The sequence below is a fragment of the Arthrobacter sp. SAFR-023 genome, assembly GCF_051965295.1.
In the GTDB taxonomy this organism is placed as follows: Bacteria; Actinomycetota; Actinomycetes; order Actinomycetales; family Micrococcaceae; genus Arthrobacter.
In genome coordinates this window covers 1-14,107 of the sequence record NZ_JBQCMF010000011.1, presented here as the reverse complement: position 1 = coordinate 14,107, position 14,107 = coordinate 1, and the positions used below count along the sequence as shown (strand labels likewise).

19 protein-coding genes and 1 pseudogene are annotated in these 14,107 nt (G+C 64.5%); 4 read left to right on the top strand and 16 right to left on the bottom strand.

Features of this window, described 5'->3' with window-relative positions; all coding sequences use genetic code 11:
* Positions 1-208: 208 nt before the first annotated feature.
* The 4 genes from ACTHQX_RS12870 to ACTHQX_RS12855 all read right to left on the bottom strand — a co-directional run bounded on the left by ACTHQX_RS12870 (position 209) and on the right by ACTHQX_RS12855 (position 2,843).
* Entirely contained in the window at positions 209-373 is a 165-nt protein-coding gene (locus ACTHQX_RS12870; protein ID WP_236804952.1) for a hypothetical protein, read from the bottom strand.
* A 29-nt stretch (positions 374-402) separates the two neighbouring features.
* Complete coding sequence (locus ACTHQX_RS12865) at positions 403-1,485, bottom strand: LCP family protein (RefSeq protein ID WP_236804951.1); 1,083 nt, start codon at positions 1,483-1,485, stop codon at positions 403-405.
* A 54-nt stretch (positions 1,486-1,539) separates the two neighbouring features.
* Positions 1,540-2,163 (bottom strand): arsenate reductase/protein-tyrosine-phosphatase family protein, encoded by a 624-nt coding sequence (locus tag ACTHQX_RS12860; protein WP_236804950.1) that lies wholly within the window; start codon positions 2,161-2,163, stop codon positions 1,540-1,542.
* Positions 2,164-2,369: 206 nt separating this feature from the next.
* The gene (locus ACTHQX_RS12855; RefSeq protein WP_236804949.1) at positions 2,370-2,843 is read right to left on the bottom strand and encodes a hypothetical protein; all 474 of its coding nucleotides are present in this window, start codon (positions 2,841-2,843) and stop codon (positions 2,370-2,372) included.
* 106 nt (positions 2,844-2,949) lie between these two features.
* On the opposite strand from ACTHQX_RS12855, the gene ACTHQX_RS12850 reads away from it, so the two are divergent.
* Positions 2,950-3,501 (top strand): universal stress protein, encoded by a 552-nt coding sequence (locus ACTHQX_RS12850; protein WP_236804948.1) that lies wholly within the window; start codon positions 2,950-2,952, stop codon positions 3,499-3,501.
* A 73-nt stretch (positions 3,502-3,574) separates the two neighbouring features.
* The gene (locus tag ACTHQX_RS12845) at positions 3,575-3,862 is read left to right on the top strand and encodes a DUF6221 family protein (RefSeq protein ID WP_236804947.1); all 288 of its coding nucleotides are present in this window, start codon (positions 3,575-3,577) and stop codon (positions 3,860-3,862) included.
* Between the two features lie 7 nt (positions 3,863-3,869).
* On the opposite strand, the gene ACTHQX_RS12840 is transcribed toward ACTHQX_RS12845, so the two are convergent.
* From ACTHQX_RS12840 to ACTHQX_RS12810, 7 genes are all read right to left on the bottom strand, one after another.
* Entirely contained in the window at positions 3,870-4,544 is a 675-nt protein-coding gene (locus ACTHQX_RS12840) for a DUF6766 family protein (RefSeq protein ID WP_236804946.1), read from the bottom strand.
* A 92-nt stretch (positions 4,545-4,636) separates the two neighbouring features.
* Positions 4,637-4,927: a hypothetical protein gene (locus ACTHQX_RS12835; RefSeq protein WP_236804945.1), complete on the bottom strand. Its 291-nt coding sequence runs from the start codon at positions 4,925-4,927 to the stop codon at positions 4,637-4,639.
* Between the two features lie 121 nt (positions 4,928-5,048).
* Positions 5,049-5,651 (bottom strand): Rho termination factor N-terminal domain-containing protein, encoded by a 603-nt coding sequence (locus tag ACTHQX_RS12830; RefSeq protein ID WP_236804944.1) that lies wholly within the window; start codon positions 5,649-5,651, stop codon positions 5,049-5,051.
* 126 nt (positions 5,652-5,777) lie between these two features.
* On the bottom strand, positions 5,778-6,344 hold the full coding sequence (locus ACTHQX_RS12825) for a hypothetical protein (RefSeq protein ID WP_236804943.1): 567 nt from the start codon (positions 6,342-6,344) through the stop codon (positions 5,778-5,780).
* A gap of 14 nt (positions 6,345-6,358) precedes the next feature.
* A complete protein-coding gene (locus ACTHQX_RS12820) occupies positions 6,359-7,333 on the bottom strand; it encodes an alcohol dehydrogenase catalytic domain-containing protein (protein WP_236804942.1) in 975 nt (324 codons plus the stop codon).
* Positions 7,305-8,741, bottom strand: coding sequence for a M20/M25/M40 family metallo-hydrolase (locus tag ACTHQX_RS12815; protein ID WP_440157782.1), 1,437 nt, complete (start codon positions 8,739-8,741; stop codon positions 7,305-7,307). The genes ACTHQX_RS12820 and ACTHQX_RS12815 overlap by 29 nt, the downstream gene beginning before the upstream one ends.
* A gap of 29 nt (positions 8,742-8,770) precedes the next feature.
* Positions 8,771-9,925: a glutamate--cysteine ligase gene (locus ACTHQX_RS12810; RefSeq protein ID WP_236804940.1), complete on the bottom strand. Its 1,155-nt coding sequence runs from the start codon at positions 9,923-9,925 to the stop codon at positions 8,771-8,773.
* A 229-nt stretch (positions 9,926-10,154) separates the two neighbouring features.
* Here ACTHQX_RS12810 and ACTHQX_RS12805 point away from each other — a divergent pair, with 229 nt between their 5' ends.
* Both ACTHQX_RS12805 and ACTHQX_RS12800 read left to right on the top strand, forming a co-directional pair.
* Positions 10,155-10,667, top strand: a complete 513-nt coding sequence (locus ACTHQX_RS12805; protein ID WP_236804939.1) for a DUF2243 domain-containing protein — start codon at positions 10,155-10,157, stop codon at positions 10,665-10,667.
* Positions 10,668-10,764: 97 nt separating this feature from the next.
* Positions 10,765-11,106 carry a hypothetical protein gene (locus ACTHQX_RS12800; RefSeq protein WP_236804938.1) on the top strand — a complete coding sequence of 114 codons (342 nt, stop codon included), beginning with the start codon at positions 10,765-10,767 and terminating at the stop codon, positions 11,104-11,106.
* Positions 11,107-11,225: 119 nt separating this feature from the next.
* On the opposite strand, the gene ACTHQX_RS12795 is transcribed toward ACTHQX_RS12800, so the two are convergent.
* The 5 genes and pseudogenes from ACTHQX_RS12795 to ACTHQX_RS12775 all read right to left on the bottom strand — a co-directional run.
* The gene (locus ACTHQX_RS12795; protein ID WP_236804937.1) at positions 11,226-11,453 is read right to left on the bottom strand and encodes a hypothetical protein; all 228 of its coding nucleotides are present in this window, start codon (positions 11,451-11,453) and stop codon (positions 11,226-11,228) included.
* A complete protein-coding gene (locus tag ACTHQX_RS12790; RefSeq protein WP_440157783.1) occupies positions 11,450-12,181 on the bottom strand; it encodes a GAF and ANTAR domain-containing protein in 732 nt (243 codons plus the stop codon). The genes ACTHQX_RS12795 and ACTHQX_RS12790 overlap by 4 nt, the downstream gene beginning before the upstream one ends.
* Before the next feature lie 119 nt (positions 12,182-12,300).
* Positions 12,301-13,065, bottom strand: a complete 765-nt coding sequence (locus ACTHQX_RS12785) for a GAF and ANTAR domain-containing protein (protein WP_236804935.1) — start codon at positions 13,063-13,065, stop codon at positions 12,301-12,303.
* A gap of 406 nt (positions 13,066-13,471) precedes the next feature.
* Positions 13,472-13,897 carry a MarR family winged helix-turn-helix transcriptional regulator gene (locus tag ACTHQX_RS12780; RefSeq protein WP_236804934.1) on the bottom strand — a complete coding sequence of 142 codons (426 nt, stop codon included), beginning with the start codon at positions 13,895-13,897 and terminating at the stop codon, positions 13,472-13,474.
* A 6-nt stretch (positions 13,898-13,903) separates the two neighbouring features.
* Positions 13,904-14,107 (bottom strand): annotated as a pseudogene (locus tag ACTHQX_RS12775) (DUF3618 domain-containing protein); the annotation flags it as partial.

The window sequence follows — 14,107 nt, the reverse complement described above, 5'->3', positions numbered from 1 at the left end:
CCTGCGAATTTTCCACGTTACTAGTGCCGTACCCGGAATGTCAGCAGAGTAACCACCCGCCGCGCAACCCCACACGCTTCCTCAGGTCTCGTCGCCCTTTTCGGCACGCTTCCTCACATCTCGTCGCCTTTTCCGGCACGCTTCCTCAGGTAAGACGTGAGGAAGCGATGGGCCGAAACGTGCAGGATCTGAGGAAGCGTTGGAAGGGTCAGGGGATGCGTTGGCCGCCCGAGCGGTTGATGAAGAACACCAGCACGGCTGCCAGCAGGAGGACCGGCGCCACCCACAGCAGGAAGGCCACCGCCTTGATGACGGCGCCCACGATGAAAAACGCCACCGCGACGGCAACGATGATCCATAAGAGTTTTCTCATCGAATAATTTCCCCTTATTTGAGAGCGTCTCACTTCCCCAGCGTGGCGGCGTACTGCCCCAACCGGTCCTTCCCCAGCGCTGCGCCAACCTGGGCCACGGCGCCGTAGTCCGGCAGGATGATCGACTGCCCGTCGGTGCTGGTCCCAAATCCCGCCGTCGGAAGCGTGAACGAGACCGCGTCCTCCACCCGGACATTCCGCAGGCTGTAGGCGAGGCTGGCCAGCGTCGCAGCATTGAGGCCCTTGTCCACCGTAATGTACTTGGACGCTGTGCTGACCAGCTTGTAGAGCGTGACCGGGTTCGCCAGGGTGCGGGCCGAGAGCAGCTTGCCCAGCGTGGAGCGGAGGAAAAGCTGCTGGTTCGCGACGCGCTGGAAGTCACCGTCTGCAAATGCGTAGCGCTCGCGGACGAATTCGAGCGCGCGCTGGCCCTTGAGCCGGTTCACTCCGGCGGGAAAATGTTGGTGCGTGTCGTGCGTCGAGGTGAAGGCCTCCCGAACGTTCACGTCCACGCCGCCGAGCGCCTCGGTGATTCCCCTGAAGCCTTCAAAATCGATCATGACCGAGTGCTGGATCTTCTGCCCGAACAGCGATTCCACTGTTTTCACGGCGAGCGGCATGCCGCCCTGCTCGAGCGAGGCGTTGATCTTTGCTTCGCCGTATCCAGGGATCGAAACCCACAGGTCGCGCATGAGCGAGATGCCGTAGGCGTGTTTGCCGTCGGCCGCGAGGTGCACCAGAATCAGGACGTCCGAGCGCTGGTTCGGCAGGCCCTTGGGCGTGGGGGCGTCGCCTTTACGGTGATCGCTGCCGATGAGCAGGATGTTCATCGGCAGCGTGGGCGGGGGTGGGGGCTTCACCGGTTTGGCGGGCGAAGGTTTGGCGGTGGCTGTTTGCGGAGGGTTTTCCGGGGCCGCGCTGATCTCTGTCTTGGCGGTCTGGGTATTCCATATCTGTGCCACATTGAACAGGAAGCCGGAGGCCACCAGGGCAATCCCGAGCAGCCCTATTAAAACCACGTTGCGTATGGTCCGCTTGGGTTTGGCGCCGCCATTGGCACCTGGAGCGGGGTCGCCGTTGCCCCCTGCTCCCGGACTGTTCCGGGATTTCATGATCGGACGCTACCATCAAAAGTCGCTCATGAGAACGACGGCGGCCGGCCGGGTTTAAGAGGGCGCGTTCAGCCGGGCGAAACGCAGGATGGAGATGATCGCCGGGGCCAGTTCGTCTTCCATCTGCCGGTAGTACTCGTCGCTGCGGCGGTAGGGGTCGACGACGTCGTTGTCCGCGGCGTCTGGGGCCAGCGCGAGGTGCCGCACGGATGCTGCCTTGGCGGGAAGCTTGCGCCACAGCTTGGTGTTGGCCGCGAGCCGTTCACCGTTGAGGCCGCCGCTCCGGGGTGGCTGGTCCTCGCGCTCCTCCAGTACGTCGAGCATCCTGGCAAACTCGCGGATGGTAAAGGTGCGCTTCAGCAGCGACGCGTCCAGCTGCAGCACCTCGCCCCGGTGCCCCGACGTCATGGTGAGGACCAGGTCCACGTTCCGAAGAATCTTGCCCGACAGTTGGCGTGCCGCGAAGCCCTCGGCCGTGCCGCCGAAGGTGTGGATGATGTCCGCGGAGAGCGGCTGGACGGGGTCACCCACCAGGGCGCGGGTTCCCGCGCTGCGCACCTCGAAGCCGCCGGGGAGCACCTGGTCAAGGCCTGCCTGGAGCAGGCGTTCCGCCACGGGGGAACGGCAGATGTTGCCCGTGCAGACGGTCAGGATTCGGACTGGCGAAGGCGATTCCACGTATTGGCTCTCTCAGTCTGGCGCGCAGGACAGGCCTGTCCCACCACTTCAACTTAACACGTGAGCCAACCCGTCTTCCGGAGGATCGGGGTGCGCCCTCCCAAACAACTCCCAGCTTTCTTTCATGCTGCTACCGGGACAGCGGTGCCAGCATGGCCCGGGACTCATGTCTGCTGGCCCAGCATCGGGGACGCCTTCGGCCTGCCCTATCTGGGGTACGCTGCCGCCCCCGGGCTGAACCGCTTCGGGGCCGATTTTTTCAGCCGCTGGACCAGCAGAAATGTCAGCAGCGCCGCCGCAACGTGCGCATAGAGCAGCACGTGCAGGGGCTGGGTTGGCACGCCGGCCAGCAGCAGGCCGGGGCCGGTGAACTGGGCTGCGGCTGCATGTCCGTGGCCGGCCAGGGTGGTGGTGGCCAACGGGTTGGAGAAGAATGCGAACGCCCAGTGAATGACCTGCTGTCCCACCCCGGCCAGCACCAGCAGGGCCCAGTTCGGAACACCAAGGCGGGTGACGGCTGCGCCGGCCAGGCTCAGCAGCGCGGCGGTGGCGACGACGATCGGCGCCGCAGGCACGGTATGGCCGGCCGCAGCGTGAATGACCAAGCCCAGGACAACACTGGCGGACCCGAAGAGCCAGCCGGCAACAGCAAACTGTGTGCGACCATCACGTTCCGCCATGCGCCCATCCTCCACCTGGTTGCCCGCCGATGCCAGTGGGTCCTAGTAGGCTGGCAATGAGAGTCACCCGGATCTGCCGTGAGGACAGTGTGGAATGGCATCACTCATGAATGAGCCAGCAAGGAAGGCCGGTTCTCCGGGCGGGGAGGACGAATTCGTCCCCCAGCGGATTGCCGGCCCGGTGGTGGCCGGCATCGTGCCCGGGCAGCCGGCCGCCGTCGTGCACAGCGCCGCCCGGTTGGCGTACTCCCTGAACGTCAAGCTCATCTGTGCCTACGTGGACATCACCTCCTACCTCAGCAACGAGCGGGACGACCAGGACCTGCTGCAAACGGCGGGGCAGGACGGAACCGTCGACGACGCCGAGCAAACGAGCGCCCACCTGAGGGAGCACCTGCAGGCTGTCCTCGGCAAGGCGGGGATCCGCTGGTCGCTCCTGACCCTTGTCGGGGAACCCGCGCGGGCGCTGGCGCGGCTGGCCGATTCGGCGGATGCCTCGGTCATTGTGGTGGGCACGCGCGAAGGCGGGGTGGGCGCGCGGCTGGAGCAGTTGCTGCTCGGCTCGGTGGCCGGCCACCTGACGCACTGGCAGACCCGGCCGGTAGTGGTTGTTCCGCTCGCTCCGCAGAGACGGCACCGCCCGAAGGAGGACGCCTGACGCTGTTCGGACTAGCCTGACGGTCCACACACAAACACCATCACCCAGACAAGCTGAATGCGAGGGACTTCACATGGCCGACCTGATCGATTTTCTGGAAGCGCGGATCGCCGAGGACGAGGCGGATGCCCGGCGGGGACTGGAGATGGAGGGATCGGCGGGACCCGTTGTCGGCTGGTTCAATCCCGGGCGCGTGCTTTCGGAATGCGCGGCCAAACGAGTGATTCTGGGCAATGTCCCGCTGGTCACCGATGTCCCCTCCGCGATTGGCACCACGAGCGAGTACGTCCTGATGTCCCTCGCCGCGGTTTACAAGGACCACCCGGACTACCAGGAAGGCTGGACCGTTGACGGGCTGTGAGGCGGCACTAGCCGGTGGCGCCGGTGTCGTCGTGCGCCGAGCCGACGGGCTTGGACTCCGGTGAGCCGCGCTGGCGAAGGTAGATCGACAGCACAACCATGGAACCGACCGCGAGGAACTCCGACTGCCAGTTCTGCAGGGTGCGGTTCCAAAACTCCGGCGAGGCGATGTACTCAGGCCAGCTGACCGGCTGCTGGAAATTCTGGATCTGCTCCTGGTTGTAGTTACTGTTGCCGGCAATCGACTGGACCAGCCAGGACAGGAGGAAGATCAGCCCCATGGTGAGGCACAGCGAGTTGGAGTACAGGGTGCGGCGCCAGCCGGAAACGCGCGCCCACTTGGGGGATTTCGCATTGCTGTACTCGCCCACGAGTTGTTCCTCATCCGACTCGATGCCGGGCTCGTCAAGTTCCTTCGACTCGGGGGATCCCTTCTGGACCAGCCAGATGGTGGCGAAGATGTATAGCAGGAACTGCAGGTACTCGGATTGCCAGTTTTCGGAGACGTCCACGGCAAAGTTCGACGACACCAGGTACTGCGTGAAGCTGATCTCCTCCAGCCCGGAGGCGACCTGCTCCTCGTTGAAAAGTGCGTGGCCGGTGAGCGCCTGGCCCAGCAGGGCCAGAAGGAAGATCACGCCGAAGAAGAGGCTAAGGCCGTTATTTCTGAGTGCTTTTTTCACCGTCCGCCTATCCCCGAACGAGCCCGACGATGGCCATGTAGGCCAGTCCGCCGAAGATCAGGATGAGATAAAGGGCAAAGCTCCAGCGCATTCTATTTGCCTCCCACTTCGCAGGTGAACGGCGCTTCTTCTCCGTTGGGTTTGCAACCGGCGCCCGTTATTTTCCAGCCCGCATCGGAGGCGGCCAGGAAGACAACGTCGTTCTCGAACTCCACGAAGGCGTCGCGGCCGAACTGCTCGGTGCTCAGCAGCTTCCCGGCGTCCGGAATTTTTGCCTTTTCCAGCTGGCTTTCGCACGTCCCGGCGTCACTCGCCCGGGCTGTGTCCTCCCGCGTCTTGGACTGGAGCAGCGAGCATGCCGCGGTCATGTCGGAATTGGCCACATCCCGGTGGAATTCTTCGGCTGCGAGGGACGCCGCAGTTCCCTCCGGTGCGCAACCGGAAAGTGCGCCCCCTGCAACCGTGAGCAGGGCGAGAAATGCAGGCTGGAGGCCTCGCCGTGCCCTATGCGTCTTCACGTTCCGGGTTTTCAAGACGGAAAAAGTTGGACTGCGTTCCATCCGTACGCTGTTCCTGGTAGATGAAATTCAGGCCTCGGCCGTCAAACGTCTTGAACCATTCCTCCCAGCTGACGCGGCGCAGGTTGGTGTCGTTGCCGCCGAAATCTATGCGCAGCACGCCAAGATGGTCGCCGTGTTCGGTGCCTTCAACCGTGGCCGGCACCCCACCGCGTTCCTCGGCCCACTGCCTGATGACCTCGTGGTGGGTCGTGGCCAGGCTGCGGCCCTCCCGTTCGGGCTCATCCTCAGTGGAGGTGACCTCCTGCGAATACTTCAAGGAGCTGGACGAGGCGTTGCCGTGGCGGATCTTGCCGCCTTCGGGGCCGGCGCCCAGATCACCAGCGTCAGCGCCGCCGTCGTCGTTGCCCCCGCCTTCGGAACGGGCTTTGGCGACTTCCTGCACCAGTTCCTCTTTGCGCATCCCGGAAGTCCCGCTGACGTTTTCGTCCTTCGCCTCCTGGCGCAGTGCATCCACCTTCATCTCGCGCAGCTCCGTCTCGCTGACATCGGGCGTGTTCGGCGTCTGGTTACCTGGCTTGTCGCTCATGGCAATTCCTCCTCGTGCAGGACGTCAACAATTACTAAGGCTACTTATTGTCTAGTCCGTGCGGTGCGCGCCGTCAAGCTGTCCCATCCCTCTGAACAGGAGAAGTGCGTTTTCGACTCTGGGATGTCAGGCCTTGTGCCGGCGCAAGTTTCGGGCAATGGCCACTACGGCCGCACCGGCGAGGATCCATGGGCCCGCGACCAGGGCAGGGTCGATCCACTGGTGCGCGAGGTCGGCACGTTTCTTGCCGAATCGTGACCGGACGCCGTGCCCGGAGAACTCACTGAGGACGCCGGTTTCGGTGATCGGGTTGTCCGGATGCAGCGAAACGAAGGACCCCAGATGGGCCTCCCAGGCGTTCACGCGGTCGGCGGCGAGCAGGATCAGCCAGTGGGCCGCCCGGCCTTCGCTGTACCGGTAGGCGAACCTGCGCAGGGTTCCGGAGACGCCGGCGGGCGGGGTGGACGTGCCGAAGACGGGGGTAAGGAACTTGTGCTCGATGGACCGCTCCCGCGGTACCTTCTCTTCCTGCCGCTCAGGGAACTCCCAGTGGGCCCCGGTGGGGCGGTCCCTGCGTTCCCGCGGCACGGACGGCCGGTCCTTCGGGTCCAGGTCTACGCCCCACCCCGGGATGCGGGCCCGCAGTTGCTCGCTGGTTTCCTTCGGCTGGGGCTTATCTGCTGTGTAGGGCATGGCATCCGCTCCTTTCAGCTGGCACTCGGGACGATGAGCGGCTTGATGATCCCATCAAGCTTGGCGGAGAACATGTGATACCCCTCCGCGATGTGTTCCAGCGGGATGCGGTGCGTGACAATGTCGCTGGGTTTGAGGTAGCCGTTGCGGACGTGCTCGAAGAGCCGCGGCCACTGCCGCTTGACCGGGCACTGGTTCATCCGCAGCGTCAGGCCCTTGTTCACGGCGTCGCCGAATTTAACGGCGCTGAACATGGGACCGTAGGCCCCCATCACGGACACTGTCCCGCCCTTGCGGACAGAATCAATGGCCCAATTGAGGGCCACAGGCGACCCGCCCTGCAACTTCAGCTGGGAGGACGTCACATGCTGGGTGAGGTTGCCGTCCGCTTCTGCGCCCACGGCGTCGATCACCACCCGCCCGGCCCCCATCAGCCACGAGGACTTGGCAGCGAATAGTCCCACCGGTCCGGCACCGAAGACCACCACGGTGTCGCCTTCACTGATGTCACCGAGCTGGGCGCCGAAGTAACCCGTGGCGACGGCGTCCGTGAGCAGTACCGCATCCTCCTCGTCCATCCACTCGGGAATCAGGGAAGGTCCCACGTCCGCAAAGGGCACGCGTACATACTCGGACTGCCCGCCGTCGTAACCCCCGCAGGTGTGGGAGTACCCGTAAATGCCGCCCACCGCCGTGGCGTTCGCGTTCACGTTGTGGCAGTTGGAATAAAGCCCCCGGGCGCAGAAGTAGCACGACCCGCAGAAGATGTTGAACGGCACCATCACACGGTCCCCGGGCTTCAGGTTCTGCCCAGAGGATCCGACCTCGTGGACCGTGCCGACAAATTCGTGCCCGAACGTCATCCCCACCCGGGTGTCAGGCATCATGCCGTGATAAAGATGCAGGTCCGAGCCGCAGGTCGCTGCCAGGGAGACGCGCGCAATGGCGTCGTTAGGATGTTCAACCTTTGGAATGTCTTTTTCTTCCACCCGGCAGCGAGGAGGTCAAGAGGGCGTCCTGTTTCCGCCCCAGTACATCCCAGAGAAATGCCAGCGTCGCTGCGCCCGCTTTCAGGATGTCGATGTTTACGCTTTCGTCGCTGTCGTGCCAGTTGTCCTCCACCAGCCCCGTCCCGAAAAAGACCACCGGAACATCCAGCGCGGAGGAGAGAAGGTCGGCGGGTCCGCCGCCCGCGTTTCCCATCCGCCCCACGTCGCCAGCCCCGAAGCCCTTTGCCATTGCCACCGAGAGGGCCTCTACAAATACGCAGTCCGGCGTTCGGTAGGCTTCCTGGGCGGTCTCGGTTTCGATCGACAGCTCGTAGGCGTAGCGGTCACTGATGGTCGCGGCAACCCAGCGCCGGAGCTGGTCAGCGACTTCTTTCACTTTCTGCCCGGAGACGGTGCGGATGCTGAGGTCCGCCGACGCCATCGAGGGAACCGCTGCCCGGGCAACGCCGATGGGGTCCCCAGCCGCCACCGCAATGACCTCGACGGCGGGACGCTCCCAGAGCCGCTCCGGAACCGTGTAGCCTTCCTCGCCGCCGATGCTGCGGGTATGCGAACGCTCCAGCCAGTCCTCCGCGTCGAATGGGAGTGCGGCCAGTTCGGCACGGCGGCGGGGAAAGATCTCCTCGACGTCGTCGTAGAAGCCCGGGAGCGTGATCCTGCCTTTTTGGTCATGCAGCTGCGCAAGCACGTTGCTGAGCGCGAAGGCAGGGTTGGGCGCGGTGCCGGACACGGCGCCGCTATGAATGTCCGTCAGCGGACCATAGACCTCGAGCCTGGCCCCGAGCATGCCGCGGATGCTGGTGCAGAGTGCCGGATGGTCGGCGCGCCACAGCAGGGTGTCGGAGAAAATCACTGCGTCCACGTCCAGTCGGGACCGGTGCTCCCGAAGAATGTCTGCCAGTCCCGGGGAGCCAGCCTCTTCCTCGCCTTCCACGATCACCTTGAGGTTTACGGCCGGTGCCGTGCGTCCCGTGGCGTGAAGGTGCGCGCGAAGGCCCCACATGTGGGCCATGACCTGGCCCTTGGCATCCGAACTTCCCCGGCCGTAGAGGCGGCCGTCCCGCGGCACGGGGTCGAACGGGGAGGTCTGGTCCCAGTTTTCCTCCTTGACGGCGCGGACATCATGGTGGCTGTAGATAAGAACCGTGGGGGCGTCCGGGGCGCCGGACCATTCGGCAAAGACAGCAGGGCCATCGGCCCCCTCCCAGATCTCCGTTGTGGGGAACCCGACGTCGCGCAGTTCCCCGGCCAGCCAGTTTGCTGACCGGGTCAGATTGTGTTTCCGTTCGGGAACGCCGGCCACCGAGGGTATGCGGACCCACTCGGTCAGCCGCTCCAGCAGCGCAGGCAGGTTGGCGTCCAGGTAGCTTCGGACCTTATCGTCCACATCCATATGGTGGTGCTCCCGTCGGGTAGTCAGGCTGATTGAAGTCGTCCCGGCACAGCAGGCAGCCCCTGCCTTGTTCCATGTGTGAGTTCCACGGCCTCCATCACTACGGCCGTCAGGCTTTGGCTGTTGAGCATCACTTCCCGCTGCCGCCGTGCACCCGTGCCGGCCGCAAGAATGCGAGCGAGCCCGGTGGTTACCTGTTCCTCGTCGCCTGTTTCTGCCAGGGAGGGGTGTACATGGGTCAAGAGGGCCTGCACCACTTCAGTTGCCGGGCGCGGGGCGTTAAGCAACGGGTGTACCAGGTTTCCGTCCACGCCCGCCGAACTCGCCTTCCACGAGGCGAGACGGAGTTCCGCGGCGGAGACGCGGGGAGCTGGCCTGCCGGCTGCCACTTCCCGGGCCGCCTGCCCGACCAGTGCCCGCACGAGGGCTGCAATGACCGTGGCATGGCCGGCCTCAAGGCACACGTCGGCGATGCGAACTTCTACCGTGGGATGGCTCCGCGACAGGCGGGCGTCGAAATACACCATGCCTTCATCCAGAAGTACGCCTGTAGCCAGCAGGGATCGGATATGGCGCCGGTATTCGCGCGCAGAGCCAAAGCGCTCGCAGGGGCCGGCGGTCTGCCAGCGGCACCAGGCCTGGTACCGGAAGCTCGCGTAACCGCTGTCGGTTCCCCGCCAGAACGGGGAATTCCCGCTCAACGCAAGCACAACCGGCAACCAAATGCGGATCCGGTCCAGAATCGCGACACCTTCCTCGGCCGACCTGATCCGGACGTGAACATGGAAGCCGCACGTGAGTTGCTCTTGGAAGGTCAGTCCGAACCGGGCAGCCATGTTCAGGTACCGCGGCTGGGGTACCACCGTCGGAGTCGTTGGCAGGGGGCTCGTGCCGAGCGCCACTGCCCGGGCTCCCACCGACATGGCAGCCTCGTCGGCCATGGTGCGGCCTGCGCGGATAGCTGAAGCCACCTCCTGCAGGGTAGAACAGACTGGGCCAACCGCCTCGAGTTGCTCCTGCTTGACCTCCAGTGTCAGTGCCGGGCCCGGGACTGCTCCCGCAGGATGATGGCGGCGGGAAAGTGCCTGTTCGGCGACTGGCATGGGCTGCCCCGTCTGGCCGTCGACGAGCAGGAACTCTTCTTCCACGCCGAACGTGCGGGCTTTCTCCCTATGCATAGTTGGTCCAACTCGGCTCATGGAGATCCTAGATGGGAAAGGGCCGGTCAACGCCCCAGGCTGTGGTGGCTGCTGAACTATCAGCACCAGCGGCCCTCCTGCAAGAGCCTCAGCCGCCGCCTGATCCCGCAGACGTGAAGGCCGATGATTTTCCCAGATTACCCACCATCTCCTCACGTGGGAAGGCTCAGGGGCTGTAACCAGGGGGAGGCCGCGGTAGCGTACGCCTATGGCAAGACAGGAAGACCTTCGCGGAGCAGCCGGAATTCCCCCGTCCAAGGCGGGGGGAATTCTCTTCGGCCTGGGTCTGGGCGGTTTTGTGGACGGCATCGTTCTCCACCAGATCCTGCAGTGGCACCATATGGTGAGCAACACGCACGATCACCCGGTGGACACGGTGCCGGGACTGGAAGTGAACACGCTCGTGGACGGGTTTTTCCACCTCGCGATGTGGCTCCTGGTCCTCGCGGCGTCCGTTGTCACGATTAGCGCCTGGCGCCGGGGGAGGCTGGCACCCAACTGGAGCTTTCATTTCGGCCTGGTGCTCGCCGGCTGGGGGATCTTCAACGTCGTGGAAGGCCTCGTGGATCATCAGCTGCTTCAGATCCACCACGTCCGGGACGACCTGGGAGGCCCGCTGGCGTGGGACCTCGGGTTCCTGGCCATCAGCCTGCTACTCATCGCTGGCGGCTGGTTGCTCCATAGGCGGGGTTTGGCTGCGCTCGCGGTCAGGAGCACCTGACTTATGCTCCGGCACGATCACTGCTATTTTGGCAAGACTGACCGGTGCCTGCCGTCCTTGCTGGCAACGCAGGCTGTTGTTTTAGGAGGTTGCTTCAATGAACGATGTTCCTGAACACGATGAATTGCCCCTCGCGGATTATGACCACATCCCCAGCGGAACCCTGCCGTCCCGGATCTCGGGGCTTGACGAGGGCGGCGTGGGCCAGCTGCTGGAGTACGAGCGGGCCCATGGCAACAGGCTCCCGGTGGTGCAGATCCTGGAGCACCGCCTGGAGGCCCTAAAGGGAGGCGCGCAGCCCAGCGGCTCCTCCGCGCCGGACACCCCGGAAGTGGGCCAGACCCAGACGGGCTCCAAGGTCAGCCCGGCGACATCGGGACCGCCCATCAATCCGCCGTCGCACGGCGTCCCCAACAATCCGTCGCAGCAGCCCCGCTGACGCGCACGGAGCTGACGGGCTGGAGCTGGCTGCCGACGGCGGGCTGAGGCGTCGACGCCGTTAACTGACGACGGCGGGACTAACGTGGGAGCCGCGGCCCGGCTCCTCCAAGTCCCGCCTCAGTCCCCATGCGAGTTGCCCAGTTCGTACATGGCGTGGTCCAGCAGGTCCCGCTGTATGGGCCGCAGCATGTACGAACCGTGAAGGTAAGCCTCGATCTCCAGTGCGCCCGCGTCGCCGCCGATACTGAAGTAGTGCATCCAGAGTTCGTCGACTTCGAGGTCTGCCTCCCGGAATGCCTTGGCAGTCAGCTCCCGCTGCGCCTCTCCCTCCCCGTCAACGCTCATGACATCTGGCGGGGGTCCGTTGCGGGTTCGATGATGTCACGGGCCACGGCGCTGAGGAGGGTTTCCTCGGCGCGTGACCGGGTGATCATGACCTGCAGGGCACCACGTTCGCTCACCCGCAGCCGCTCCATGAGCACGCCCTTGGCCATGTCAACAAGGCTCCGGCTGTGCAAGGCATCTTTCAGAACCTCGCTGACGTGGGCCGCGCGTTCCCTCGCCTGGAGGTTCGACAGAAAAAGCGCAGCTGGGCCAGCCAGAAGGGACAGGACCTGCTCGCTATGCTCGTCGAAGGCATGCGGCTGGTCCGCGTAGACTTTCAGGGCTCCAATGGGTTCAGGTTCACTGGCCCCGTTCACATCGGGTACCAGCATCGGGACGCTGATGCACGACATCAGACCCAGACGGGCACTTGCGGCGCTCCACTCCGGCCAGCGGTCCTCCTGTCGGAGGTCGTCTACGCGGACAGCACGGCCGCTGGCCCAGGCTGACAGGCAGGGTCCCTCCCCGAGGTCGTACTGCAGGCGGTCCGCCTCTTCCACGAGGCTGTTCGTCGAGGCCGTGCTGGTTGGCCGGCCCTGGACGTCGATAAGCGTCCCGCCGGCACCGACACTGCCGGCAAGGGTTTCATGAGCAGCCTGGGCAATGTTGGCCACGGCTCCGTCAACCACAGATTCTGTGAGCAGCAGACCCGCCACCCGAGCAAAGATCTCGGGCAGCTCACCTGCCATTTGGTGCTTCCGCGTCACTGGCTGGCCTCGCATGTCCTCAGGGTTGTGAATATCCCTTTGGGGGAAATATACAACAGGTGCTCTCCATACTAGTCCCGGTCCTTCGGCCAAGGCCGTGGCTATTGGTCCGCCTCGCCATCACGGTATTGCTGCTCCGGGAGCTCAGAACCATTGAGGATATCGGTCGCGATCTGCCTGAGTTGTTGTTTGCCGGACCGTGCCATGCCATGGAGAAGCTTGGCGGCTTCCTCACGGCTGCCCCGGGTCTGGGCCATGACGAGGCTTAGTGCGGCGTCGACTGCTGCCCTTGATTGCAGGGCGCGGTGCAAGCCTTCGGGATGCACCGGGGAGCGATGTACCCGAAGTGCCAGGCGGAGAATGCGGGACAGGGACACGCTGTAGGATTCCACGGCGGCTATGGTCGACGTGTCGAAAGTGGAAGTACTCCGGGCATAACAGTTAAGAGCTGCCGCTGCGTTGGCTCCTGCATCAATGGGAACTGCGAGGACCGATACGACGCCTTCACCTGTGACCGCTTCTGAGTACCGCTGCCATCTCTCCGACGTTCTGAGGTCTTCGACCAGTACGGTGCGGTCTTCCCTCAAAGCGGTCAGGCAGGGGCCGTCGTCGAACCCGTACTGCTTCTCATCCATTTGCTTGGCGGCTTCGCTGCTGCTGGCTACGGTGATCGGCCCGCCGTCGCGCTCCAACGAAATCGCGCACAGCAACGGTTCGGACGCTGCGAGCTTCGACGCCGAGAAAACCGTCAACTCAAGGAGGAACTCGTCAAAACCAGGGCTTTCCAGCAGCAGGTCCTGCAACTGCTCGAGCGTTGGTGTGCGATCTTGTCCGGATTTCGGCGGCCGGCCAGACTCAGTGGCCATGAAGTGCCCCGATCCACGTGGAGCCGGTTGCCCGGTCCGTTTCTACGGCCGGATTTAAGGTCCGGGAACGATCGTGGACTGGTTGCCTCCACGGCCAATGACGTGACGAACAGGAGGATCACGACCTTGGCACCAGCAGCGTGCTGCAATTGGATGATCGTTTCGCCTTCACTTTTGAGCCTACTCCCTATCCGTTGGAACTACATCAATTGTCCTCATCCACTTGGCTGGATGGCGGACGAGCTGCAGCAACACTTCCGCCAATGTGTTCCGCCAGCTCTTCAATCCCCGAATCCTCTGCCCAGGGCGGGGGCAGGACGTACTCCCTGTCCGGTCCTGCGCCCACTGACGTCATCCACTCCCCCCCATGCCCCCATAGCGCGGTCAGGGCCAGACGGGCGGAACGCTACATCCGCAGGTCGCGGATGTAGCGTTCCAGATCGAGGCGGAGGGCGGACTCTGTATCCGGCCTGCTCTCCGTGAGGCGCTGGACCAAGGCTGCGGCAGTGGCCAGTGCCTTCCGGCCGTGGTGCGTGAGCCGGATGTCGGTGTAGCGCCGGTCGTCGCTGCGTTCCATGCTTAGGAAGCCAAGCCCCTGAAGGCGATGGACCACCCTGCCCATGCTTTGCTTGCTTACACAGAGCAAGGCGGCCAGATCGGAAACGGTGACCGGCTCGAGCTCCGCCACCGATTCCAGCACGTCCAGCGATCCTTTGGTCAGGCCCAGGTGCGTGAGGTTGCGGTTGATTCGCAGCTCATCCAGACGGGCCGCGATGCTGAGGAGCCGGTGCGTTGGCCAGCGTTCCGGTCCTGTTGAATGAGCCAGGCTCATGCCGGTTCACGGGTTTTGGACGTGGTCCTTGGCGTCCGTGGCGGTGGCTTTGACGTCGGAGGCGGCGGTTTGGCCTTCGTCTTTGACGTGCTGGGCGGCGTCGGTGGCGGTGGCCTTGACGTTTTCCATGGCTTCCTGGGCGGGTTCCTTCCAGCCCTGGGCCATGTCCTTGGCGGCCTCGGTGACCTGGCTGGTCATCGGTTCGGCCGC